Annotated in this window: 19 protein-coding genes and 1 pseudogene; 12 read left to right on the top strand and 8 right to left on the bottom strand. The window is 71.6% G+C overall.

Going from position 1 to position 23871, the window contains the following annotated elements:
• Positions 1-75: 75 nt before the first annotated feature.
• Positions 76-2277: a transglycosylase domain-containing protein gene (locus tag ACGFWI_RS19980; RefSeq protein WP_393907292.1), complete on the bottom strand. Its 2202-nt coding sequence runs from the start codon at positions 2275-2277 to the stop codon at positions 76-78.
• Between the two features lie 287 nt (positions 2278-2564).
• Between ACGFWI_RS19980 and ACGFWI_RS19975 the strand changes: the two genes are divergently transcribed.
• The 4 genes from ACGFWI_RS19975 (at position 2565) to ACGFWI_RS19960 (ending at position 5966) form a co-directional block, all read left to right on the top strand.
• Entirely contained in the window at positions 2565-3359 is a 795-nt protein-coding gene (locus tag ACGFWI_RS19975) for an ABC transporter permease (protein WP_393907291.1), read from the top strand.
• A 79-nt stretch (positions 3360-3438) separates the two neighbouring features.
• Entirely contained in the window at positions 3439-4203 is a 765-nt protein-coding gene (locus tag ACGFWI_RS19970) for an ABC transporter permease (RefSeq protein ID WP_393907411.1), read from the top strand.
• Between the two features lie 47 nt (positions 4204-4250).
• Entirely contained in the window at positions 4251-5279 is a 1029-nt protein-coding gene (locus ACGFWI_RS19965) for an ATP-binding cassette domain-containing protein (protein WP_393907290.1), read from the top strand.
• Positions 5280-5288: 9 nt separating this feature from the next.
• The gene (locus ACGFWI_RS19960) at positions 5289-5966 is read left to right on the top strand and encodes a DUF1707 domain-containing protein (RefSeq protein ID WP_393907289.1); all 678 of its coding nucleotides are present in this window, start codon (positions 5289-5291) and stop codon (positions 5964-5966) included.
• A gap of 77 nt (positions 5967-6043) precedes the next feature.
• Here ACGFWI_RS19960 and ACGFWI_RS19955 read toward each other — a convergent pair whose 3' ends face one another.
• A complete protein-coding gene (locus ACGFWI_RS19955; protein ID WP_393907288.1) occupies positions 6044-7354 on the bottom strand; it encodes an SGNH/GDSL hydrolase family protein in 1311 nt (436 codons plus the stop codon).
• 283 nt (positions 7355-7637) lie between these two features.
• Between ACGFWI_RS19955 and ACGFWI_RS19950 the strand changes: the two genes are divergently transcribed.
• From ACGFWI_RS19950 to ACGFWI_RS19935, 4 genes are all read left to right on the top strand, one after another.
• The gene (locus ACGFWI_RS19950) at positions 7638-8990 is read left to right on the top strand and encodes a DUF445 domain-containing protein (protein ID WP_393907287.1); all 1353 of its coding nucleotides are present in this window, start codon (positions 7638-7640) and stop codon (positions 8988-8990) included.
• Positions 8991-9058: 68 nt separating this feature from the next.
• Complete coding sequence (locus ACGFWI_RS19945) at positions 9059-9847, top strand: class E sortase (RefSeq protein ID WP_393907286.1); 789 nt, start codon at positions 9059-9061, stop codon at positions 9845-9847.
• Between the two features lie 32 nt (positions 9848-9879).
• On the top strand, positions 9880-10113 hold the full coding sequence (locus ACGFWI_RS19940; protein ID WP_393907285.1) for a DUF3311 domain-containing protein: 234 nt from the start codon (positions 9880-9882) through the stop codon (positions 10111-10113).
• On the top strand, positions 10110-11681 hold the full coding sequence (locus tag ACGFWI_RS19935; protein ID WP_393907284.1) for a sodium:solute symporter: 1572 nt from the start codon (positions 10110-10112) through the stop codon (positions 11679-11681). Before ACGFWI_RS19940 ends, ACGFWI_RS19935 begins: the two co-directional genes overlap by 4 nt.
• Here the strand turns inward: ACGFWI_RS19935 and ACGFWI_RS19930 are convergent.
• The 3 genes from ACGFWI_RS19930 to ACGFWI_RS19920 all read right to left on the bottom strand — a co-directional run bounded on the left by ACGFWI_RS19930 (position 11659) and on the right by ACGFWI_RS19920 (position 14961).
• A complete protein-coding gene (locus tag ACGFWI_RS19930) occupies positions 11659-12627 on the bottom strand; it encodes an SCO0930 family lipoprotein (protein ID WP_393907283.1) in 969 nt (322 codons plus the stop codon). The genes ACGFWI_RS19935 and ACGFWI_RS19930 overlap by 23 nt on opposite strands.
• A gap of 187 nt (positions 12628-12814) precedes the next feature.
• Positions 12815-14353, bottom strand: a complete 1539-nt coding sequence (locus tag ACGFWI_RS19925) for an NADH-ubiquinone oxidoreductase-F iron-sulfur binding region domain-containing protein (RefSeq protein WP_393907282.1) — start codon at positions 14351-14353, stop codon at positions 12815-12817.
• Complete coding sequence (locus ACGFWI_RS19920) at positions 14350-14961, bottom strand: hypothetical protein (RefSeq protein ID WP_393907281.1); 612 nt, start codon at positions 14959-14961, stop codon at positions 14350-14352. The genes ACGFWI_RS19925 and ACGFWI_RS19920 overlap by 4 nt, the downstream gene beginning before the upstream one ends.
• 715 nt (positions 14962-15676) lie before the next feature.
• Here ACGFWI_RS19920 and ACGFWI_RS19915 point away from each other — a divergent pair.
• Complete coding sequence (locus ACGFWI_RS19915; RefSeq protein WP_393907280.1) at positions 15677-16477, top strand: PucR family transcriptional regulator; 801 nt, start codon at positions 15677-15679, stop codon at positions 16475-16477.
• A gap of 410 nt (positions 16478-16887) precedes the next feature.
• On the opposite strand, the gene ACGFWI_RS19910 is transcribed toward ACGFWI_RS19915, so the two are convergent.
• From ACGFWI_RS19910 to ACGFWI_RS19900, 3 genes are all read right to left on the bottom strand, one after another.
• Positions 16888-18360, bottom strand: a complete 1473-nt coding sequence (locus ACGFWI_RS19910; protein WP_393907410.1) for a DUF1996 domain-containing protein — start codon at positions 18358-18360, stop codon at positions 16888-16890.
• A 146-nt stretch (positions 18361-18506) separates the two neighbouring features.
• The gene (locus ACGFWI_RS19905) at positions 18507-19154 is read right to left on the bottom strand and encodes a DUF4142 domain-containing protein (RefSeq protein WP_393907279.1); all 648 of its coding nucleotides are present in this window, start codon (positions 19152-19154) and stop codon (positions 18507-18509) included.
• A gap of 211 nt (positions 19155-19365) precedes the next feature.
• Positions 19366-21264, bottom strand: a complete 1899-nt coding sequence (locus ACGFWI_RS19900; RefSeq protein WP_393907278.1) for an AMP-dependent synthetase/ligase — start codon at positions 21262-21264, stop codon at positions 19366-19368.
• A gap of 161 nt (positions 21265-21425) precedes the next feature.
• Here ACGFWI_RS19900 and ACGFWI_RS19895 point away from each other — a divergent pair, with 161 nt between their 5' ends.
• The 3 genes and pseudogenes from ACGFWI_RS19895 (at position 21426) to ACGFWI_RS19885 (ending at position 23835) form a co-directional block, all read left to right on the top strand.
• Positions 21426-21761 carry a DUF6412 domain-containing protein gene (locus ACGFWI_RS19895; RefSeq protein ID WP_393907277.1) on the top strand — a complete coding sequence of 112 codons (336 nt, stop codon included), beginning with the start codon at positions 21426-21428 and terminating at the stop codon, positions 21759-21761.
• A gap of 96 nt (positions 21762-21857) precedes the next feature.
• Positions 21858-22601, top strand: a pseudogene (locus ACGFWI_RS19890) (YidC/Oxa1 family membrane protein insertase); the annotation flags it as partial.
• Positions 22602-22977: 376 nt separating this feature from the next.
• Positions 22978-23835 carry a fumarylacetoacetate hydrolase family protein gene (locus tag ACGFWI_RS19885; RefSeq protein WP_393907276.1) on the top strand — a complete coding sequence of 286 codons (858 nt, stop codon included), beginning with the start codon at positions 22978-22980 and terminating at the stop codon, positions 23833-23835.
• The last annotated feature ends 36 nt before the right edge of the window (positions 23836-23871 follow it).

Below are 23871 nucleotides of genomic sequence, written 5' to 3'. Positions count from 1 at the left end.
CCCGTCCCCTTACGGCCTTCCCCGTCCCCGTACGGTGGCCCGGCCCCTGCCCGCCGCCTGCCGTACGGCGCGCCGCTACCCGCCGCCCCACCGCCACCGCAGCCGCTGCTCCAGGTCGTCGCTCTGGGGCTCGAACGTCGGGAAGTCGTTGGTGGGCTCGGCGGTCGGTGCGGGTGGGGTCGGCGGGGTGGGGGTGGGCGGTTGGTCGGTCGGCGGGGTCGGGCCGCCGGGGGTCGGCGTGGGGAGGGTGGGTGAGTCGCTGGGGCCGGTGGACGGCGAGTCCGAGACGCCGGGCGAGGCCGAGTCGCTGCCGGACGGCGACGGTGACACCGACTCCGCGCCTGCCTCCAGTTGCAGGTCGAAGTCGCGGACCGGGCGTCCGTTCAGCGCGGCCGCGGTGTAGTCGGCCCAGATCTGGGCGGGGTAGTCGCCGCCGTTGACCCGCGACAGGCCCCCGGCGCCGTACAGGGGCTCCTGTGCGGCGCTCTCCGGGTTCTGGCCGAGCACCGCGACGACGGTGGCGAGGTCGGGGGTGTAGCCCGCGAACCACGCGGCCTTGTCCTCTTCGGCGGTTCCCGTCTTGCCGGCCGCGGGCCGCCCGGCGCCCTGGGCGGCGGTGCCGGTGCCGCCGTCGACGACGCTGCGCAGGATCGAGGTGGTGGTGTCGGCGGCGGCGCGCGGGACGGCGGTGGTCTCCTCGCGCTCGGGCAGTTCGAGGTCCTCTTCGCTCTTGGTGACCTTGTCGACCAGGGTGTACGGCCGGTGGGTGCCGTGGTGGGCGAGCGTGGCGTAGACCTGGGCCATGTCCAGGACGCTGGGGGTGGCGGTGCCCAGCGAGATCGCTCCCTGCGACGAGGCGAGACTGGGGGTGCGGGCGGGGATACCCAGGTCGACGGCGGTGGCCTTGACCTTGCCGGGGCCGACGTCCATACCCATCTGCGCGTAGACGGCGTTGACGGATTTGTCGGTGGCCTCGGTGACGGTGATCGGGCCGTAGGAGCGGTCGTCCTCATTGGCGGGCGCGAAGCCGGTGCGGGAGCCGTGACTGATCGTCATCCGCTTGTTGGTGCCGTCGTAGACAGTGTTGGGGGTGATCCGGGCGCCGTCCTGGGTGGTGGAGTTGTTCTGTACGGCGGAGGCGAAGACGATCGGCTTGAAGGTGGAGCCGACCTGGTAGTCGCTGCGGGTGGCGCCGTTGACGAACTGTTTGGCGTAGTCGATGCCGCCGTAGAGGGCGACGACCCGGCCGCTCGCGGGGTCGATGGAGGCGCCGCCGGCCCGGACGTAGCGGTCGACCTTCCGGGAGTCGTCGAGGCGGTCCATCACCCGGGTGTTGACCGCTTTGACGAAGGCGTTCTGGCGTTTCTTGCTGATGGTGGTGGTGATGCGGTAGCCGCCGGCCCGCAGGGTGTCCTCGTCGAGGATCTTGTTGTCGGTGAGGTAGTTCTTGACCGTCTCGACGAGGTAGCCGCGCTGGCCGGACAGTCCCGCGGACGGCTTGGCGGCCTTCGGCATGGGGAACTCCAGCGCCGCCCGGTCGGCCTTGGTGAGCCACTTCTGCTTCACCATGCCGTCCAGGACGTAGTTCCAGCGCGCCAGCACCCGGGCCCGGTTCCCGGGGTGGGCGGTGATGTCGTAGGCGCTGGGGGCGTTGAGGAGGGTGGCGAGGTAGGCGCCCTGGGCGAGGGTGAGCTGATCGGCGTTGCGGCCGTAGTAGGACTGGGCGGCGGCCTGGATGCCGTAGGCGTTGCGGCCGTAGTAGCTGGAGTTGAGGTAGCCCTCCAGGATGTTGTCCTTGCTCACCTCGCGGTCCAGTTTGATGGCGATGAAGAATTCCTTGGCCTTACGGGTGACGGTCTGTTCCTGGCCGAGGTAGTAGTTCTTCACGTACTGCTGGGTGATGGTGGAGCCGGACTGCTTGCCCTTGCCGGTCACGGTGTTCCAGGCGGCGCGGAGCATCGCGGCGGGATCGACCGCGGACTCGGCGTAGAAGTCGCGGTCCTCGGCGGCGAGTACGGCCTGCTGGACGGATTTCGGGACCTGGCTGAGGGTGACGTTCTGCCGGTTGATCTCACCGTCGCGGGCCAGCTCGGAGCCGTCGGAGTAGAGGTAGACGGTGCTCTGGGCCTTGGCGGCGCTGTTGGCCGGCGGGATGCCGACGAGCAGATAGCCGGCGACCAGCCCGCCGACGATGAGCAGCAGGAACAGCAGCACGGTGCCCAGCACCATGCGCCAGGTGGGGAGGACACGGCGCCAGCCCGTGCGTTGTCCGCTCATGTAGGTAAGGACTCCTCGGCCGCCGCCGAAGGTTGTACCGCGGCGGTCGTGTCGTGTCGGGGGTTTCGCGCGGTGCGCCGCAAGAGCAACTGCCGCCCGTTGGGAAACTCTCGCATCAAGTGCCCCGGTCAGGTGGGGTGGCGCGCACCGAAGTCCGCCAGCTGACTGGCTGAACGGCGCCCACGGCTCACCCGAAGCGGTGATAATGCGATGGCGGCTGCCGCGCCCGGGGGCCTAGGCTCCGGTTCTTTGGCCGTCCGACGACAACGGGGCTGGGGGAACGCGTCGTGTGGTACGTCGCGGTGGCGGCCGGCAGCTTCCGGCGGTACGCCACCTACCGGATCGCGACCGTGGCGGGCGTGTTCACCAACACCGTCTTCGGCTTCATCGTCGCCTTCACGTATATCGCACTGTGGGACGAGCGGCCGCATCTGGGCGGCTACGACCAGGCGCAGGCGCTGACCTTCGTGTGGACCGCGCAGGCGCTGCTGGCCACCACGGGGCTGATGGGCGGCGGGCTGGACGAGTTGCAGGAGCGGATCCGTACCGGCGATATCGCGGTGGACCTCTACCGGCCCGCTGATCTGCAGCTGTGGTGGCTGGCCGCTGATCTGGGGCGCGCCGGGCTGCAGCTGATCGGCCGTGGGGTGGTGCCGATGACGGTGGGCGCCCTGGCCTTTCCGCTCGCACTGCCCGGCGATCCGCTGACCTGGGGCTGTTTTCTGCTGTCGGTGCTGCTCGGGGTGCTGGTCAGTTTCACGCTGCGCTATCTCGTCGCACTGGCCTCGTTCTGGCTCCTCGACGGCGCGGGGCTGGCCCTGATCAGCGGCCTGGCCTGCATGTTCTTCTCAGGGATGGTGCTGCCGCTGCGGGTCTTCCCCGGCGGTCTGGGCGAGGTCGCCCAGCTGCTGCCATGGGCGGCGGTCCTGCAGGTGCCGGCCGATGTGCTGGTGGGCGTGCGGAGCGGCGGCGCGCTGCTGGGGGGCCTGGTGTTCCAGGCCGCGTGGGGTGGGGCGCTGCTGGCGCTGGGGCGGCTGGTGCAGTCGGCGGCGACCCGCAAGGTGGTGGTGCACGGTGGCTAGGGGCGGGCCGGGGGACCGGGCCGACGGGGGAGGGGGCCGCGTCGCCCAGGGGCTCTTCGCGTACGGGCTGATCGTGCGGATGTGGGTGCGCTCCGCCCTCGCCTACCGGACCTCGTTCCTGATGATGGCGTTCGGCAACTTCGCGGCCAACGCCCTGGACTTCGTCGCGATCATGCTGATGTTCTCGCGGATCGACGCCCTCGGCGGGTTCTCGCTGCCCGAAGTGGCCTTCCTGTACGGGACGTCCGGAGTCTCGCTGGGCCTGGCGGATCTGCTGCTGGGCAGCATCGAAGGGCTGGGCCGGCGGGTCAGGGACGGCACCCTGGACGTTCTGCTGCTGCGCCCCGCACCGGTCTTCGCGCAGATCGCGGCGGACCGTTTCGCGCTGCGCAGGCTGGGCCGGATCACCCAGGCGCTGCTGGTGCTCGGCTGGTCGCTGTCCCGCCTCCAGGTGGACTGGACGGTGGGCCGGGTGCTGATGGTGCCGCTGATGGCGGTGTGCGGAACGGCCATCTTCGCTGCGGTCTTCACGGCGGGCGCCGCCTTCCAGTTCTGGGCGCAGGACGCGGCCGAGGTGCAGAACTCCTTCACCTACGGCGGCAACGCGATGCTGCAGTATCCGCCGACGGTGTTCGCCAAGGAGCTGGTGCGCGGTGTCACCTTCCTCGTCCCGCTGGCCTTCGTGAACTGGCTGCCCGCGCTGCGGCTGCTGGGCCGCCCCGATCCGCTGGGGCTGCCGGGCTGGGTGGACTTTCTGGGGCCCGTGGTGGCGGCGCTGATGTGTACGGGGGCCGGGCTGGCGTGGCGGCTGGGGCTCCGGTCGTACCGCAGCACCGGTAGCTGACGGCATATCAAGTAGTGGACGGCGAACGGGACGACGGAGGAGGACGCGTGGTGGGCGAGGGAGCCGCGGCACAGCCGCTGATCGAGGTGGACGGCGTCGAGAAGGTCTTCTCGGTGCGGCGCAAGGCGGGCCGGCTGCGGAGGGTACGCCAGGAGGTCCGGGCCGTGGACGGCATCTCCTTCCGGGTGCCGCGCGGCGAGATGGTCGGCTACATCGGTCCCAACGGCGCCGGAAAGTCCACCACGATCAAGATGCTGACGGGCATTCTGGTCCCCAGCGGTGGCCGGCTGCGGATCGCGGGCATCGACCCGGCGCGCGAACGGACCCGGCTCGCCCGCCGGATCGGGGTGGTCTTCGGGCAGCGCACCACCCTGTGGTGGGACCTGCCGCTGAAGGACTCCTACGAGCTGGTGCGGCGGATGTACCGGATCCCGGACGCCGTCCACCGCGCCAACCTGGAGCGCTGTGTCGAGCTGCTGGACCTGGGCCCGCTGCTGGCCGTACCGGTGCGGCAGCTGTCGCTGGGGCAGCGGATGCGCGGCGATATCGCGGCGGCGCTGCTGCACGACCCCGAGGTGCTGTATCTGGACGAGCCGACCATCGGGCTCGATGTGATCAGCAAGGCGAAGGTGCGCGAGTTCCTGCGCGAGGTGAACGCCGAGCGGGGCACCACCGTCCTGCTGACCACCCATGACCTCACCGACATCGAGCAGTTGTGCCGCCGGGTGATGGTCATCGACCACGGCCGTCTGGTCTACGACGGCGGCCTCGACGGGCTGCGGGCGGCCGGTGACGGTGAGCGGATGCTGGTGGTGGACCTGGAGCGGCAACTGCCGCCGATCGAGGGCGTACCGGGCGCCCGGACGGTCAAGGTGGACGGACCCCGGCAGTGGCTGGCGTTCCCGGCGTCGCAGAGCGCGGCGCCGCTGGTCGCGGCGGTCGCCGCGCGCTATCCGCTGGTGGATCTGTCGGTGCGGGAGCCGGACATCGAGACCTTGATCGCCGAGCTGTACGCGGGGGGCGGGAAGCGGGCGGATACCGGGCGGAGCGGGGGCAAGGGGGGCCGCGCCCTCTAATGTGTCCGTATGACTGAAGACCTCCCTGAATTGCGCGCCTCCGACGCCGACCGTGAGCGGGTCGCCGAGATCCTGCGGGACGCCGTCGCGGAAGGGCGGCTGGCGATGGAGGAGTTCGACGAGCGGCTCGACGCGACGTACAAGGCTCGCACCTACGGGGAGTTGGAGCCGCTCACCGCCGATCTGCCGGTGACCGCGGCGGGCCCGGCCCCGCTTTCGCTGCGCAAGGAGAGCGCGGCACCGACGCCGTGGGCGGAGCGGATCGTGGACGGCGCGGAAGGTTCCGCGGTCGGCCTCGCCCTCCTGGGCGGCTTCCAGCGCAAGGGCCGGTGGACGATCGGTCGCCGCTTCACGGCGTGCTGCCTCATGGGCGGCGGCGAGATCGATCTGCGCGAGGCGAACTTCGCCGGGTCCGAAGTCGTCATCACCTGCTGGGCGCTCATGGGCGGGGTGAACATCGTGGTGCCGCCGGGCGTCGATGTCGATGTGCGCGGTCTGGGCATCATGGGTGGCTTCGACTCGCGTGAGGACGGGGTGCCGGGCGAGCCCGGTGCGCCCCGCGTGATCGTCCGGGGCCTGGCGCTGATGGGCGGCGTCGGCGTCGAGCGCAAGCTGCTCAAGGCCGAGAAGCGCCGGCTGAAGGAGGAGCGCCGCCTGGAGGGCAATCCGCGCAAGGAGTTGGGCTGAGGCGGCGGCTGCTCCGTTCGCCTGCGGGCCGGTCCGACGGTTCACGGTCCTGGCGGTGCTGATCCATCGGACCGGCCCTACAGTGCGGCGGGCGCGGCCAGCTTGAGGTGGGCGAGGTTCACCGCGTTGGCCATCGCCCGGAAGCCCTCGTCGCTCGGGTGCAGATGGTCACCGGAGTCGTAGGCGGGCCGCAGCCGCAGCGGCGCCGACGGGTCGCGCAGCGCCTTGTCGAAGTCCACGACCTCGTCGTAGACGGTGCCGGAGCGGATGATGCGGTTGACCCGTTCGCGGACCGAATTCAGCAGCGTGGAGTAACCGCGGTGCCCCCCGAACGGCGTAAGGGTGCTGCCGGTGACGCGCAGACCGCGGGCGTGGGCCTGGCGGACGAGCTCCCGCATCCCCGCGACGACCTTCTGCGGGTCGAGCTGGCGCGGGGTCTTGAACAGGTCGTTCAGCCCGATCTCGACGATCACCGCCTTCACTCCGGTACGGGACAGCGCATCGCGCTCCAGGCGGGTCAGCACGCTGGGCCCGTTGTTCGGGGAGAACCGGGAGCCGTTGACCAGCAGACGGTTCCCGCTGATGCCCTGGTTGAGGACGCCGTAGCGGGGTGAGCCGGGTTCGTTGCGCAGCCTCGCCGCGAGGAAGTCCGTCCAGCGGTGGTTGGCGCCGGCGGTGGAGGTGATGCCGTCGGTGATCGAGTCGCCGATCGCGACGACCGAGCCGCGGGCCTGGGTGCTCCACACGTCCACACCGGTCAGATAGCGCCAGTACGGGCTCTGCTCGGTGTAGGCCGCGCCGGTGGCGTCCTCGGCGCGGTCGCCGCGCGCCAGGTAGGAGGTCTGCCGGGCGTACGGGTGATAGGTGGCCGGCCCCGAGGGGGACGGGGAGTACGTGGTGACCAGCAGGTCCGCGTCGCCGGGCACCTTCAGCCGGGTCGGGTCGCTGGTGACCGCGCCGCCCGCCGGGATGGTCACCGCCGGCTTGCCGCCGAAGGACAGCCGCCGCATGGTGCCGCTCGCCGCCGTGGGGTTGCTGGGGGCGGCGGCCAGCGCCATGGTGGCGTGGCTGACCACCAGCGGACGGGTGCCGTAGAGGTTGGAGAGCTGGATGCGGACGCCCGAGCCGCCGACGCTGGTGTGCACGACGTTGCGTATCGACATCCCCGCGTAGCCGTTCAGGGTGCCGGGCTCGGCCGCCGCCGCGGCCGCCGACCAGGTGCCGATCCACTGTCCGGAGACCGCCGGCGCCGCCGGGTCGCGCGGCTTGTGCGGAGAGCTGCCCAGCCCGCCGTCATCGCCGCCGAAGCCGACGAATATCGCGGTCGAGATCAGCACCACCACTGCCGCCAGACCGGCGAGCAGGGAGTAACCCACACTTTTCTTCATGCGGGAGAGGTCTCCTGGGTAAAGCGGAGCAGCACGCTCCGGGCGGGCAAGGGCAGCGGATGATCAGCGGCACCGTTGCGGTCCGATCGATCCTTCATGATCCCACGGACCTCGGGCGCGCCGCCCGGCGCCCCGCTCGATGCCCCCATGGCATGGACGCGGGGAACTCGTGGTTCGTTCCAGGAGTAGGTCACAGTGGGATATACGGCCGGACCGGCGGCCGGTGTGCGGAGCGGGACGGTCCGGATGGATGGCGGGGGGCACGGTGGGAGCGGTGGAGCGGATGGAACGCACAAATGCGGATACGGCGCCGAAAGCGGAACGGGCACCGGTGCCGCACTCGACGCCGGCGGGCCGGCCCGCGCCGGCCGGCGGTTTCGCGTACGGCGCCGCCGACGAGGAGCGCCGGCGCGCCGTACGCCGGATGAAGACACTGGCCACCGGCCTGCTGCTGGCCGTCGCGCTGGTCTACGTCCTGGCGAAATGGGCCGGGGCCTCCGGGGCGGGCGGCTGGACCGGGTTCGTCGCGGCGGCGGCGGAGGCCGGGATGGTCGGTGCGCTGGCCGACTGGTTCGCGGTCACCGCGCTGTTCAAGCGGCCGATGGGGCTGCCGATCCCGCATACCGCGATCATTCCCACCAAAAAGGACCAACTGGGTCAGAGTCTGGGTGATTTCGTCGGTGAGAACTTCCTCTCCGGCGAGGTCGTCCGCAGCCGGCTGCGCTCCGTCGGCATCGGCCGCCGGGTCGGCGGCTGGCTCGCCGAGCCCGGGAACGCCGACCGGGTCACCGCCGAGCTCTCCACCGCACTGCGCGGCGCGCTGACCGTGCTGCGCGACTCCGATGTGCAGGCGGTGGTCGGTGAGGCGATCACCCGCCGCGCCGACGCCCAGGAGATCGCGCCCGGGATCGGCACGATGCTGGAGAAGGTCGTCGCCGAGGGCGGCCACAGGCGGGTGGTGGATCTGGTCATCGCCCGCGCCCATGACTGGCTGGTCGAGCACGGCGACTCCGTGATGAGCGCGGTCTCCGGCGGCGCGCCCGGATGGACCCCGCGATTCGTCGACCGCAAGGTGGGCGACCGGGTCTACAAGGAGCTGATGCGCTTCGTCACCGAGATGCGCGATATGCCCGAGCACCCGGCGCGCGGGGCGATCGACCGCTTCCTGCGGGACTTCGCGGGCGATCTGCAGTCCGACCCGGACACCCGCGCCAAGGTCGAGCGGCTGAAGTCCGAGGTGCTGGGGCGCGGCGAGGTGCAGGACCTGATCGCCTCGGCCTGGGGCTCGGTGCGCGCCATGATCGTCGCCGCGGCCGAGGACGAGCGCAGCGAACTGCGGCTGCGGGTGCGGGCGGCGCTGCTGTCCCTGGGCCGGCGGCTGGCCGGCGAGGAGCGGCTGCAGCACAAGGTGGACGGCTGGCTGGAGGGCGCGGCCGTCTATGTGGTGACGACTTATCAGAGCGAGATCACCTCCCTGATCACCGACACCGTCGCGGGCTGGGACGCCGAGCACACCTCGAAGAAGATCGAGGCGCACATCGGCCGTGATCTGCAGTTCATCCGCATCAACGGCACGGTCGTCGGTGCCCTGGCCGGGCTCGCCATCTACGCCGTCTCGCAGGCCTTCGGCGGCTGACCCCCGTCCGCGGAGCGGGCCGTGCGCCGCCTCTGGTGGCTTGCGCCCGCAGGGCTTACGGTGCCCGCGTGCGGGAGCGGATACCGGTAGTCGTACAGGGGCGGCGCACCCGTCGCTCCCGTGCCGCGCGGGCGCTGTGGACGGGTGCGGAGCTGGCCGTGACGCTCGGCGCCGTACTCCTGCTCCTCGTGGTCCACCAGCTGTGGTGGACGAACCGTCAGGCGCAGCACGCGGCGGACGACCAGGTGGACCGGCTGGAGCGGCAGTGGGACGCGCGGCCGCCGTCACCCGCCGCGCCCCCGGCACGCGGTGACGACGACGCAGCGGCGGCGCGGACCGCGGAGAGCGCCCCGCCGCCGGGTACGCCCGCCCGCCGCGCCGCCGGCCGGCCACCGTCGCCGCCCCGGAACCTGGCGTACGCCGTCCTGCGCATCCCGCGGATCGGCATCACCGCCCCCGTCGCCCAGGGCGTCGGCAAGGCCGCGGTCCTCAACAAGGGCTACGTCGGCCACTATCCGCACAGCGCGCAGCCCGGCGAGGCCGGCAACGTCGCGCTGGCCGGGCACCGCAACACCCACGGCGAGCCGTTCCGCCGCCTCGACCGGCTGCGCACCGGCGACACCGTCCTCATCGACACCGCCGAGGCCCGCTACACCTACGCCGTCCGGCGCACCCTGCCGCGGACCACACCCGCCGACGGCACGGTCCTGGCCACGGTCCCGTACAGCAGCGTGCACCCCGCCTACCGCTTCACGGAGCCCGGCGCCTATCTGACCCTGACGACCTGTACGCCGGAGTACACCTCCACCTACCGGCTGGTGGTGTGGGGCGTGTTGCGGTCGACACAGTCGCGGTGAGCCCGGCCACGGGTGGCCTAGGCTCTCGCCACGTGCGAAACGAGTCCTCCGAGGGGCGATCCCCGGGTACGAGAAAGCGTCCGGCGCTGCTGTGGCTGCTGCTGCCGTATGTGCTGTTCCTGGCGGTGCTGCCGCTGGTGAACCGGGTGACACCGACGGTGCTCGGGCTGCCGTTCCTGTTCTTCTGGATGCTGGTGGCGACGCTGGCGACACCGCTGTCGGTGTGGCTGGCGCGGCGCAGTGACCTCAAGCGGGGCCGGATATGAACGCCACGGTTGCCACCGCCGTCTTCGGCGGCTTCATGGTGCTCACCGTCGCCCTCGGCCTGCTCGCGGTGCGCGGCGGCTCCGGTGGGGGGCTCGCCGAGTGGTCAGTGGGCGGCCGGAGCCTGGGGACCGTCTTCATCTGGGTGCTGATGGCCGGCGAGAGCTATACGAGCTTCAGCTACCTCGGCGCGGCCGGCTGGGGCTACAACTCCGGCGCCCCGGTGCTCTATGTCCTGGCCTATATGTCCTGCGGCTATGCGATCGGCTACGTCGTCGGGCCGATGCTGTGGGCCTACGCCCGCCGGCACCACCTGGTCGGCATCACCGACATGGTCGCGCACCGCTACCGCGCGCCCTGGCTCGGCGTCGCCGTCGCCCTCCTGGCCACCGTCTGTCTGCTGCCGTACATCCAGCTGCAGATCACCGGCATGGGCGTGGTCGTCTCCACCATTTCCTACGGCGCCATCAGCCTCAACTGGGGCTATTTCCTCGCTTTCGCCGTCACCACCGGCTTCGTCGTGATCAGCGGGCTGCGCGGCAGCGCCTGGGTGTCGGTGCTCAAGGACATCCTCGTCATCGCCACCCTCGGCTTCCTCGCGGTCTATGTGCCGCTGCACTACTTCGACGGCTACGGGCCCTTCCTGCACCGGATCGTCGCCGAGAAGCCGCAGTGGCTGACCTTCCCGGGGCATGCGTCGGGCGGACTGGGCCCGGTCTGGTTCGCCACCACCACCATCGTCAACTCCCTTACGGTGGTGATCTTCCCGACGACCGTGGCGGGCTATCTGGGTGCCCGCAACGCCGATGTGCTGCGCCGCAACGCCCTCTACCTCCCCTTCTACAACGTGCTGTTGTTCGTGCCGATGCTGCTGGGGATGGCGGCGCTGTTCGTGGTGCCCGGGCTGGTGGGCGCGGACTCCAATCTCGCGCTGTTCAAACTGGTGGTGGACTCCCTTCCGGCCTGGGCCGTGGGGCTGATCGGGGTGGCCGCCGCCCTCTCCTCCATCGTGCCGATGGCCGTATTCATGCTGGTCATCGGCACGATGTGGGGGAGGAGCGTGCTGGGCGCGCTACCGCGTCCGGGCGGCGGGGCAGCCGGGGAGGCTTCCGGGGAAGGACGGTTGGCGGCGGGCGGGCGTCAGAAGCTGTGGGCGCAGCTGGTCGTGGTGGTGGCCGGCGCGCTGGCGCTGCTGCTGACCTACACCGCCCCCGACACCCTCGTCCGGCTGTCCTTGATTTCGTACGAGGGCATGGCGCAGCTCGTGCCGATGCTGCTGCTGGGGCTGGTGTGGCGGCGGCTGACGCTGTGCGCCGCGGTGAGCGGCCTGGTGGCGGGCTTTGCGCTCGTCTGTGTCCTGGTCTTCGGGGGACACGACCCGGTCTGGGGGATGAACGCGGGGATCGTCGCTCTCGCCGTGAATGTGGCGGTGGCGCTCCTGGTCACCTGGCTGGGGCCGCGCGACAGGGACGAGAGGCCGGACGCCGAGGTGCTGGCGCTGGACGACGCCTTCCCCCGGGACGGTGCGTCCTCGCGGGGCGGGACGGTCAGCCCGCCGGCGTCGTCGTGATCTTCTTACCCTCCTTGGAGACCGCGAACCACAGGCCCATCTTGCCCTGGCCGTTGATGTCACCGGGCTGCTTGTCACCGGTGAACCAGTAGACCGGCCAGCAGTCGACGGCCAGCTGGCGGGTGCCGTCGGGGCGGGTGACGGTGGAGATGAGCTTGGGGGCGATGCCGTTGAGCTTGGAGCGGTCGGCCGGCTTGGCGGGCTTCCAGGTGTCCAGGCAGGCGTCGTTGCAGCCGAACTTCATCGGCCAGGCGCTGTCCTTGTTGAAGCGGTAGAGGGTGCGGCCCTCGCCGTCGACGAGGATCGAGCCGAGCTGGGGGTGGTTGAACACCGAGACGTCGCCGGGCTTTTCGGCGCCGGCCTTCTTGCCGTCGGCCGCCAGCGCGTTCCAGGTGCCGCCCACGCCCTGGCCCTTGGTGTCGCCGGCCTTGGTGTCCTTGGCGTAGCGGTAGGCGGGCCAGCCGCCGATGGTGAGCTGCTTGGTGCCGTCGGCGCGGGTGACCGAGCCCAGCTTGCTCTTGTCGATGCCGGCCGGGGCGCTGGCGCCGTCGGCGGGGACCACCGGCCAGGTGGTGGCGCAGGAGCCGGAGCAGTTGGACTTGGACGGGTCCGGGGTGTCCTTGTCGAAGCGGTAGAGGGTCATGCCCTTGGAGTCGGTGACGACCGGGCCGAGCTCGCTGTCCTGGTGCAGGGCCAGCGTGCCGGCGCTGGGCGCGGCCTGCGGGGCCTTGCCGCCGTTGTCGCCGCCCGCCTGGCCGCCGTAGCTGTTGCTGCCCGAGCCGCCGGAGGAGCCGTAGCCGTAGTCGCTGGTGCCCTGGCCGGCGGGCTGGACGTTGTCGGTGGTGGCGGTGCCGGCGCTCTGGTTGGCGCTGCTGCCGCAGGCGGCGGTCAGGGCCAGGGTGGCGACCGCGGTGGCCGCGAGACCCGCACGACGTCGAGTGATCATTGTGTCTCCTCTGTCGGGTGGTGATTCCGTCGCTTGCTGGGGTGAGGGCTGGGACGGTGGCCCGGGTGCCGGTGTGGCCCGGGGCCCCCGGCGGGGTGCCGTCGCCGGGGGAATACGCGCTACGGGGTGCCGGGCGTTCAACGGGGCCGAAGAATTTTCTCCGGGGGCAAAAACCGTGCCCGGCGGGTCAGTTGCCGCCCTGCACCCGCAGCGCGAGTGCCGGGCAGCGGCGCACCGCGAGCTGCGCGCGGCGCCGCATCCGGGCCGGCAGCGGCATGCTGGCCTTCTCCGGATAGCCGTCCGGGCCGAGCTTCACGACGCCGGGCACCACGTCCGCGCACAGGCCGTGGCCGCGGCACAGCGTCCAGTCGACCAGCAGCCGCTCCTGCGGCGGCGCAGGCGCCCGAGCGGGCAGCGGCGTGGCGATCGGTGGCGGCGTGTGCCCGGTGACCGGCAGCGCACCGGTCACCGGGCGGCCGCATCCGAACCCCTGCGCATGACGCTCGAACTCCTCGGGGAAGGCGGCGAGGGCCGAGGCGACGAAGCGCGAGGTGCCGTCCGGATGGCTGCAGGCGCCGCGCTTCTCGACCGCCCGCATCCGGGCCTGTACGGCCTCCAGGGCGCTGGTACCGCCGCCCCGTACGGCGCGGTCGAGCTGCTCGGCGAGCGCGGGCAGGCCCAGCACACAGGGGCCGCACTGGCCGGCCGATTCGGCGCCCATCCACTGCGCGACGCGTACCGTCTCGCCCGCCGGACAGGTGTCGTACGGCAGCGGCAGCACCGCACCGGCACCGAGCACCGCGTTGTACTCGGCCAGCGATTCCTTCGACAGCGTCGCGGTCAGCGCGTCGGTGGGCGACACGAAGGTGCCGTGGTAGCCGCCGATCAGCACGCCCTGGCCCTGGTCCATGCCGCACAGCGCCAGGACCCGGGCCAGCGAGACGCCGTAGGGGACTTCCACCACCCGGCTGCCGGCGACCGTCAGCAGCAGCGTGCCGGGTTCCGTGGGCAGGCCCGTGGTGCGGTAGCCCAGCGCGCCGAGCCGGGCGGCCACGGCGAGCTGGGCGTAGGTCTCGGTGTTGGACAGCAGCGTCGGCAGACCGTTCAGGCCGCGCTCGCTGGAGCGGATCTTGCGGCCGGAGGGGAGCCCGGGGCCGCCCCCCAGCCCGTTCGTCATCGCGGAGCCCTCGCCGGTGACGAACCGTTCGGTCAGCAGGGTGACCCGTAACGTCGGCCGCACCGGACCGCGTTCGTCGATGGCCCGCTGCACGGAGTTCAGGACGTCCATACGGGTCACCCCGATCGCGATCTCATGGGCGCCGAGCGCGTCGGCGGCCAGCAGGGCGCCGTCGAGCATCAGATGCGGGGCGCGCAGCAGCAGCGCGGTGTCCTTGAGGCAACTGGGCTCGCCCTCGCTGCCGTTGACGACCACCGCGCCCTTGCCGTCGGCCTTGCGCATCCCGTCCATGACGGCGGTGAGCTTGCGGGCGAAGGGGAAGCCCGCACCTCCCCGGCCGCGCAGGTCGATGTCCTCGGCCAGCGCCACCAGCTCCGTGGAGCTGAGCTGGGGCAGGCTGCCGTGCCGGGACAGGTGTGCCACCCGGTTCATGCGCGGCAACTCGTCGAGGCCCGCCAGCAGGCGCGGCGGGCCGAAGGATGCCAGCGTCGGTACGGGCTCCGGGTCGCGGACGGCCGGGAGCGGGCGGGTGGGAGCGGGGGCGGTCATGGGAGTTCTCCTGTGTTCCTGCGTGAGTCGCGCATACGGAGCGCGAGTCGTACGGCCACCGCGACGAGGCAGATGGCATAGCCGGCGAGGGCATAGCCGGCCGGGCCGCGGCCCGCCCTGAGGCCGTGCACCAGGGCCAGCCCCCAGGCGACGTACGCGCTCATGTGCAGGCCCCGCCACCACCGGGAGGCGGTGATGCCGGTGAAGGCGCCGCGCACCGCACCGGTGACCGCGACGGCGACGAACACGTAGGCGGCGAGGGTGCCGAGGCCGATGAGGCCGGGGCGGGCGCCATCGGTGAAGGGCACCGCGGCGGCCGTCGCATCGGTGTGGGCCTGGGAGATTTTCACCCAGATGTGCAGGCCGAGGAAGCCGAGGCCGGCGACGCCGGTGCCGCGGTGCACGGCCTGGGCGAGCAGCCGGTGGCCGGAGTGCAGCACCATCCGGTCGGTGGCGGCCAGGCCCCACAGCACGGTGACCGACAGGGAGACCAGCGCGAGCACCCCGGCGCCGTAGTCGAGGAAGCTCAGCAGGGCGTCCATCGCGCCGGAGCGCAGCATGACCGCGATGAAGAGCAGCAGTGCGGCCGGAAGTGCCGGGCGGAGCATGGCAGTTCCGCCGAAGCCGCCGGCCGGACGTCGGGCCGGCGGCCCGGGTTCGTTCGGGGGACGCCGGGGGCGAGGCACGAAGGGCGAGGGTCGGGCTCGGTGTGCGGCGCGGCGGCTCTGCATACGCGGTGCGGACATCGGACCTCCCGGTGTCAGGGCGCGGGTGCGGGATGCGAATTTCGATGAAATCTCCCGGGGGTGCAATTTGCCCGGGGCTTTTGTTCGGGTGACCCCCGGTAACACTAAACATTCTGTAACCGGTCGGATACGCAGGGCCGTAATCCGGATGTGTAAAAGCATCTCCGAACGCGTTCAGGCTTTCGTAAGGTTTATCGCGCTGTGACAAATTCCTGCACTGGCATCGCGGTCGCGCGGCGTGACTCCGGATGATGCCGACTCAGGCGCCCGGGGGGCGCCAATCCCCAGTAACAGCCGCATCCCCGCCAGGATCGAGGTAGCGATGTGTGATCTCCTGAACCGCATCTGGTCGCGTCCCCGAGGCGAGTGGAACCGGGTAGTCAGAAATGAACTTCCGGATCTCGCCGACAAGTTGGTCGTGGAGTTGCAACGCGGATTTCCCGCATTGTCCGCACTTCTCGGGGATACTCCCGTAGAAGAGGCACAATGGGCGCTTGAACAGGCCTTGCTGACAGTTCTTGGGTACCAAAAAGAGTCGGAGAGTAAACCTAGGGCGGTACCGTCCGTTGTCACTCCGATGCCGGTGGCACGGGCCCGCCAGGACCTGTTCGACGTACTCGCCGGACAACGGGAGCTGCCGGAGGAGGGTTTGAGCGAGCTGGCCCGTGCGGCCGGCTGGCCGGTCCCTGACACCCTCCAGGCCGTCGTCCTCGCCACACCTGCCGAGGCGGCCCAACTCGCCGCGGCGCTCGGGCATGCCCTCATCGGCTCCGTCGACGGCTACACCTGTCTGTTCGTCCCCGACCCGGCCACCCAGACCAGGGCCCGCCTGGAGGCGGCGCTCAAGGGGCGGCCGGCCGCGGTCGGACACGTCGTTCCGGCCACCGACACCGCGTCCTCGCTGCGGTGGGCCCGCTATCTGCTCACGCTGGCGCCGGGCCGGGTCGGCCCGGAGTCGCGGCCCGCGTTCGTCGACGACCATCTCTCGGCGCTGCTGCTGCTCCAGGACGAGTCGCTGGCGGACGCGCTGACCTCCCGCTGGCTCGGCCCGCTGGAGGAGCTGACGCCCCGGCAGAGCGAACGGCTCGAAGTCACGCTGCTGGCGTGGCTGGAGGGCGGCGGAGCCCCCGAGGCGGCCAAGCTGTTGCATGTGCACCCCCAGACGGTCCGCTACCGCCTCCGTCAGATCGAGAAGCTCTTCGGTCCGGTGCTGCGCGATCCGCGTACCCGCTTCGAGCTGGAGATGGCGCTGCGCAGCCGCCGGCTGATGGCGCATGTCCGCAGCTACCGCGCACGGGCCGGCCGCCGCGCACGGGCCGTCGCCTCGTCCATACGCCCGTTGGGCATGGCGCGTGAGGCCCGCGTCAACGGTCTTTGAGGAACCGACGGTTGAACCGCGCCCCTTGAGCTGACAAACCGGCCGGTACGGCGAGAGCCTTCCGGTACAGCGGCAGCGCAGCCACCCGGCGCCAAGCGGCGGCCCCGACCCCCGGGACATCCGGGTCGGGGCCGCTGCTTTGCCATGGGCCATGGGCCAGGGGCTGAGGCCATGGGCCAGGGGCTGAGGCCAGGGGCCACGGGCTGAGGCCACGGGCTGAGGCCACGGGCTGAGGCCACGGGCCACGGGCCACGAGCCAGGGGCCACGGCCACGGCCAGGGGACACAGGCCACGGCCGGGGGCCCCAGGCCACGAGCCAGGGACCACGGACACGAGCCAGGGACCACGGGCCGCCAAGGGCCCGTGAGTGAGCCCCTCGGGGGAATCCCCCGAGGGGCTCACCGGGGCCCTCAGGTGCAGTTGCGGCCGCCGTTGATGCAGTCGACCGCCTTGCTCATCAGCTGGTCCGGCATCACGTTGATGAAGTCACCGTGGTCGGTCACCGGTTTGTGCAGCTGCTCGGGGAAGCTGTCCACCGCGAAGCTCTTGCCCTGCGGGACGTCGTAGGTGATCCGCTGGGTGAGCTGCGGGATCGCCTTGAAGCCGTTGGGGCAGACACCGTTCTGGTCCGAGAACGTCACGTGGTCGCGGTGGTTGCCGCTGTCGATGTCCCGGCCGTTCCAGCAGTTCTGGAAGGCGAAGGTCCGCACCACCTGGGAGCCCTCCGGGCACAGCGGGTACTTGTCCTTCAGCTGCCGGTCCTCGAAGCCGGTGCAGCTCCAGGAGGCGTTGGCGTTCTTGGTGCCGTTGGTGAACGCCTTGGCGTCACCGGTGATGATCTTCATGAAGCGGGGCATCGCCTCGACCTGGCCGACCTGGCTGCCACGGAACTTCAGGGTCACCGTGGCGGGGGTCAGCGTCGTGCCGACGTTGGCGTCCTGCGCGGCGCCCGGCTTCTGCTCCGCGTTCCCGTCCAGCTTGCGCAGCACCGGCCAGTAGTGGGTGGACTGGTCGCCGTTGTTGCAGGTGGTGTCGGAGGCGGCGAGCTTGTTGTCGTCGGAGAAGGCGTCGGTGGCCTTGTTGCCGACGTAGTCGTGGGTGTGGTGCGCGCCGTTGCTGACGCCCGGCGTCACGATGACGTTGTCGGAGTTGAAGTGGCCGTCCTCATTGCGGCCGCACTCGGTGGTGAAGGTGCCCGTCGAGGCGTTGCCCCCCTTGGGGGCGGCGAACGGCGGGGCGTCCGCGTTCGGCTGGACGCTGGTGATGTCGACGAAGTCGTCGGGGGAGGGCCCGCCGGCCTGGCCCTGCTGGCCGCCGTTCTGGTCCTGGCCCTGCTGGCCCTGATCCTGGCCCTGCTGCTGGTCCTGGCCCTGCTGCTGGCCCTGCTGGTCCTGGCCCTGCTGCTGGCCGTCCTGGGTCTGGTTCTGCCCCTGGTACCAGCCGTCCTGCACGGACTTCGTGGAGTCGTTGCCGCCGGCGCCGGCGCCCTCGTCCACGGGCTTGGTGGTACAGCCGCTCATCTTCAGCAGATAGCCCGGCCGCTTGGTGTTCTTGGCGATCGCGGTGACCATCATCTTGATGGTCTTCTGCCGCTGCGCCTTGAGCGGGGACATGACGGCGGTACCGCTGCCGCCCATCATCTTGTGGTAGGCGTCGTGCACCTGCTTGTCGAGGGCGGACAGCCCCTTGGAGACCGGGAGCTGGGCGCTGCGCGGGACGGTCCGCAGCCGCTCGCCCACATCGGGGCAGGAGATGGTGATGCCGGACGCGGTGTGCTGATGGCCGGACGTCGTGCCGGGGGTGTTGTTGCCCGCCAGCGCCGTGGTGGCGTAGGCGGCCAGTCCGCCGCCGCCCAGCAGGAGGGCGGTGGCGCCGATGAGCATTCTGTTCGTCAAACGCGAGCGTTTATGGGCCTGTTGCCGTTGCCTCATGAGATCACTTCGCTTCGTCCGATGTGAGGGGTGTCGTCCTGTTTCGGTTGACAGATGGTCGGGGTGGGGCGCAGCCGCAACGCGGCAGCTGCGCTCGGTCAGCTGGTGTGCAGGGTGTTGAAGTCGACGTCCCCGGTCTTCTCCAGGACCGTGATGTGGTCCAGCACGACGCTGTTGGCGCGGTCCGCCAGGGCACGCACCATCGTGTTCTTGGTCTGATCGCGGACCAAGGCGATCAGCCCGAAGACCTTGCCGTGGGCCCGGCGCAACAACTCGGCCAACGTCGCGTCGAATTCCTTTCCCTGGGCGGCCTTGAGCTGCCCGAGCCAGCCCTGCTGGGCGACGTTGGGCTCCGAGGGCAGGGCGACGCCCAGCGCCTGTCCGGCCTCGTTCGACCGCCGGTCCAGCTCGGTGTGTCCCGCCACGAGATGGTTGCCGGCCGTGCGGACGGCGGTGGTTGTCCCGCGCTGCTGGGCCATCCGGCCCGAGGGCAGCTCCCACAGCCCGGCCAGCTTGACCTTGCGCACGAAGTCCCGGTCCATCGCGGTGAGCGGACCGTAGCGGGTCTCCACCGTGCCCCCGCCGTCGTCGTCGTACGTGAGGGTGGTGGTCGCCGCGGCCGCGGACTCGCCGAAGAGCTGGACGGGCAGCAGCAGCGCCCCGAGCGTGGCGACGAGCGCGGCTACCACCAGTCCGGTGGCGATGGCCCGCCCGGATGTTGCGGAATTGCTGAGGATCGACCGCACACGGCCTCCCGGTTCGGCACTACTGGAATCTCACCGGACGCTAAGTGCCGTAACGAGCCCGCGGGCCCGGGTCCTCACCCCTGGACAAATAACGGCCGGGCCCGCCGCGGCACTGCTACGGTGCCGCGGGCGGGCCCGGCCGGGGGAACGGGTGACGTGCGCCGGCTTCCGTATGCCCGGCCGGGCCCGTCCAGTGCTGCCTGAGCTGCGCTCAGCGCGCGTACAGCCCCGCCGCCGCCCATCTGCGACGGTCCCGCCGCGTGCCGGGCTCCTCGCGCTTGCCCTCCGCGTACAGGGCGTCGATCTCCCCCGCATACGTCCGTACGATCGCCGCCCGCCGCAGCTTGAGCGACGGCGTCATCAGCCCGGACTCCTGGCTGAACTCGCCCGGCAGCACCCGGAAGGCGCGGATCGACTCGGACCGCGACACCGACGCGTTCGCCCGCGCCACCGCCCGCCGCACCTCCGCCTGCAGCTGTTCCTCCGGTGACGGTGCCGTGCAGTCCGGGCCGGGCTCGTCACGCAGCTTGCGCCAGTGCCTCAGCGCCTCGGGGTCCAGCGTGATCAGCGCCGTGACATAGGGCCGGTTGTCGCCGACCACCACACACTGCGAGATCAACGGATGGGCGCACAGCCGCTGTTCCAGACCCTGGGGGGCCACGCTCTTGCCGTTGCTGGTGATGATGATGTCCTTCTTGCGGCCGGTGATGACGAGATAGCCGTCCTCGTCCAGATGGCCCAGGTCGCCGGTCGGCAGCCAGCCGTCGTACAGCCCGCTGCCCGGTGTGCCGCCCTCGTCGAGGTAGCCGGCGAACACCACCGGACCGCGCACCCACACCTCACCGTCCAGCGCCAGATGCACCGCGCTGCCCGGCAGCGGGCGGCCCACCGTCCCGAACCGCACCTTGCCGGGCGGCTGCACGGTGATCGCGCCGCTGGTCTCCGTCAGGCCGTAGCCGTCGTAGACGGTGATACCGATCCCGGCGAAGAGCAGCCCCAGCTCACGGAAGAGCGGTGAGCCGCCGGAGACCGCGGTCCGCACCCGGCCGCCCAGCGTCTCCCGGATGCGGGAGTACACCAGCCGGTCGTAGAGCGCGTGCCGGGCCCGCAGGAACGGGTCGGGCCCGCGCCCGGTGCCCCGCGCCTCCTGGGCGAGGGCCTCCGCGTAGCGCACCGCCACCGTCATCGCCGCGTCGAACGTCCGCCGCCGGCCCGCCGCTTCCGCGGCCAGCCGGGCGCGGGTGCAGATCTTCTCGAAGACGTACGGCACCGCGAACAGAAAGGTCGGACGGAACGAGGCGAGGGCCGGCAGCAGCTCCTCCGACGTCACATCGGGCTGATGGGCGAGCTTCACCCCGCCGCGCAGACAGGCCACCTGCACCATCAGCCCGTAGATGTGCGCGAACGGGAGAAAGGCCAGCAGCGACGGGCGTTCACCGGGCGCGGCCAGCAGCCCGCCCCATCCCGCGTAGAGGGTGTCGCACTCGGCGGCGAGATTGGCGTGGGTGATCACACAGCCGCGCGGGCGCCCGGTGGTCCCCGAGGTGTACACGATCGCCGCGACGCTGTTCGGCGAGACCAGGTGGCGCAGCCGGTGCACATCCGCCTCGGGCAGCCGGGTGCCCTCCTCCGTCAGCCGCTGGACGCAGTGCAGGTCCAGTTGCCAGAGCCGGCGCAGCGTGGCCTGCTCGTTGCAGGCCTCGGCCACCGTCATGGCCTGCGCCTCGTGCTCGACGACGATCGCGGCGACCTTCGCCCCGACGAGAATGCAGCGCAGCTGCTCGGCCGATGCGGTCGGATAGACCGGTACGAGCTGTCCGCCGATCGCCCACAGGGCATAGGAGAACAGCGTCCACTCGTAACGCGTCCGGGACATCAGTGCGACCCGGGTGCCGGGCCTGATCCCGTCCGCCAGCAGCCCCCTGGCCAGGGCCATCACTTCGTTCCGGAATTCCGCCGCGGACACCTCCTGCCAGCCGTCGGACGCTCTGCCGTCGCGGCGGGCGAGCTGAGCGAAATCCGGCTGGTGAGTGGCGGTGTCGAAAACGGAGTCGGCGAGACCGCCGGTCCGCAGTGGAGCCGCGACGGCCGGAACGCTGATGTCGCGCACAGCACCTCCTAGGTGTTCCCCCTTGGTCCCCCTGGTCTGCCGTCGTCCCAACGGCAAGGTGGGCAAGTTATCGGCCGGTCTCCCGGCTGCCCAGAGGTGTGGCTACTCTTGAGCGGAAGCCGATAAGTCTTGACGACCTGACAACCTGAGGAGGGCGCCGCATGTACCGCATCGTCGGCTCTCCCCTGGACTTCGTCCGGGCGGTGCGCCCCGGCGTCCGCTGCACCACGGCGCTGTTCTTCGTCCTGGCCGGTTTCCTGCTCACGCAGACCGGGCTCACCACGGCCCTGACCGCCGCCGCGACCACCGGCGCGCTGCTGCTGCTGTGCCGCGCCTTCCTGATCGCGGCCTGCGCCCGGCCCGTACCACCGGGCCGGATCCGTACGGCCCTGCGCGACCGCGAGCGGCGTACGGCCTTCCTGCCGCAACGTGATCCCGACGCGGCCGGCCGCCCGCGCCCCCGAGCACCGGGCCGTCCCCTCCCGACGGCCGCGTAGGCGCCCGGACCGGTCACCGCACCGCATTCCGCGTCCGCGCGGCTCGTCACGCCGAATCCACATCCCGGCACGACGAGACCCGTGGAGGGCTCATCCATGTCCATGTTCGGCTTTCTCGGCGAGGCGCTGGCGCACGGCGCCGAGGCGATCGCCCCGCTCTTCGGCACCGCGGCCATGGCCGCCACCATCGTTCTGTTCACCCTCGGCGTCCGCGCCGCGCTGCACCCGCTCGCCCGCGCCGCGGCCCGCGGCGAGAAGGCCCGCTCGGCGCTCGCTCCGCAGATCACCGAGCTGCAGCGCAAGCACAAGGGCAACCCCGAGCGGCTGCAGAAGGCGACGTCCGAGCTGTACGCCAAGACCGGCGCCTCGCCGCTGGCCGGCTGTCTGCCGAGCCTGCTGCAGCTGCCCGTCTTCTTCGTGATGTACCACCTGTTCTCGACCGGGGGCGGCGGCCTCCTGGACCACGCGCTGCTGGGTGCGCCGCTCGGCGGTCACTGGGGCGAGGCGCTCGGCGACGGCGGGGTTTTCGGGCCGCACGGGCTGGTCTACCTCGGGCTGTTCGTCCTGATCGCGGCGGTCGCCACCTGGAACTTCCGGCGGGCCCGGGCAGCGGCGGCCAAGGCCCCGCAGCCGGCCGCGGGCGGCAGCGCGGCACTGCCTGGTATGGCCTCCATGGCCAAGGTGATGCCGCTGCTGTCCTTCGGCACGCTGATCACGGTGGCCGTGGTGCCGCTGGCCGCCGGGCTCTACATGGTCACGACGACGACCTGGACGGCGTGCGAGCGGGCGCTGCTGCACCGGGACCGGGCGCGCGGCGACGGGGATGCGGCCACCGCGGCGGCCCCCGCCAAGGGGAAGCCGGCGGGCGCCCCGGCTGACGGTGCGTCGGGCACCCGGTCCCCGCAGCAGCCTCCGGTCCCGCAGCGTGCGGACCGGAAGGGCGCGCCGAAGAGCCGCGCGGCCCGGCAGCGGGCGGCCCGGGCCCGGGCCAACTCCCAGGCCGGGAACCGCCCGTCCGACGGGGCGAAGCCGCAGGCCGGCGGGGCTCCCGGGGAGATCGTCACTACCGCTCGGTAACGGTCCAGTCCTTGAACGGGGTCTTGCGGACCGGACCCCCTTCTTGGACGATCGGCCAAATCGCTCGATGGCCGTCCCCCATCGGCCGGCCCGGAAATCCCTTTCCTGGGCCGACCCTTCGACCACGGGAGTTGAACCGATGAAGCTGCTGCGAGTCGGCACGGTGGGGGCGGAACGCCCGGCGCTGCTCGACGGGACAGGGGCCCTGCGGGACCTGTCCGGCCTGGTGCCGGACATCGACGGAGCGCTGCTCGCGGACGACGGGGCACTGGCGCGGATCCGCACCGCCGCCGCATCCGGTGAGCTGCCACAGCTCGACGCGGCCGGGCTGCGCACCGGTCCGCCGCTGGCCCGGATCGGCAAGATCGTGTGCATCGGGCTGAACTACCACGACCACGCCCGGGAGACGGGGGCCGCGCCCCCCGAGGAGCCGATCCTCTTCATGAAGGCCCCGGACACGGTCGTCGGCCCCGATGACACCGTGCTGGTGCCGCGGGGCAGTGTGAAGACCGACTGGGAGGTGGAGCTGGCGGTCGTCATCGGCCGCACCGCCCGCTATGTGGAGAGCGACGAGCAGGCGCTGGCGGCGGTGGCCGGCTATGCGGTGGCGCACGATGTCTCCGAGCGCGCCTTCCAGATCGAGCGCGGCGGCCAGTGGGACAAGGGCAAGAACTGCGAGACGTTCAACCCCCTGGGGCCGTGGCTGGTGACCGCCGACGAGGTGCCCGACCCGCAGGCCCTCGGCCTGCGGCTGTGGGTCAACGGCGAGTTGAAGCAGGACGGCACGACCGCCGAGCAGATCTTTCCGGTGGCCGAAGTGGTCCGCTATGTCAGCCGGTTCATGACCCTCTACCCGGGCGATGTGATCAACACCGGCACCCCGGCCGGCGTCGCCATGGGCCGGCCGGAGCCCAAGCCGTATCTGCGGGCCGGTGATGTCGTGGAGCTGGAGATCGACGGCCTGGGCCGCCAGCGCCAGCAACTCAAGGACGCCTGAGCCGGTCGGTGCCACGGCAGGGCGAGCGCCCCGGTC

The organism is Streptomyces sp. NPDC048434 (genome assembly GCF_043200375.1).
Classification (GTDB): Bacteria; Actinomycetota; Actinomycetes; order Streptomycetales; family Streptomycetaceae; genus Streptomyces.
Note: the sequence above shows the minus strand (reverse complement) of the source record. Positions and strands in the feature narration are given on the sequence as shown.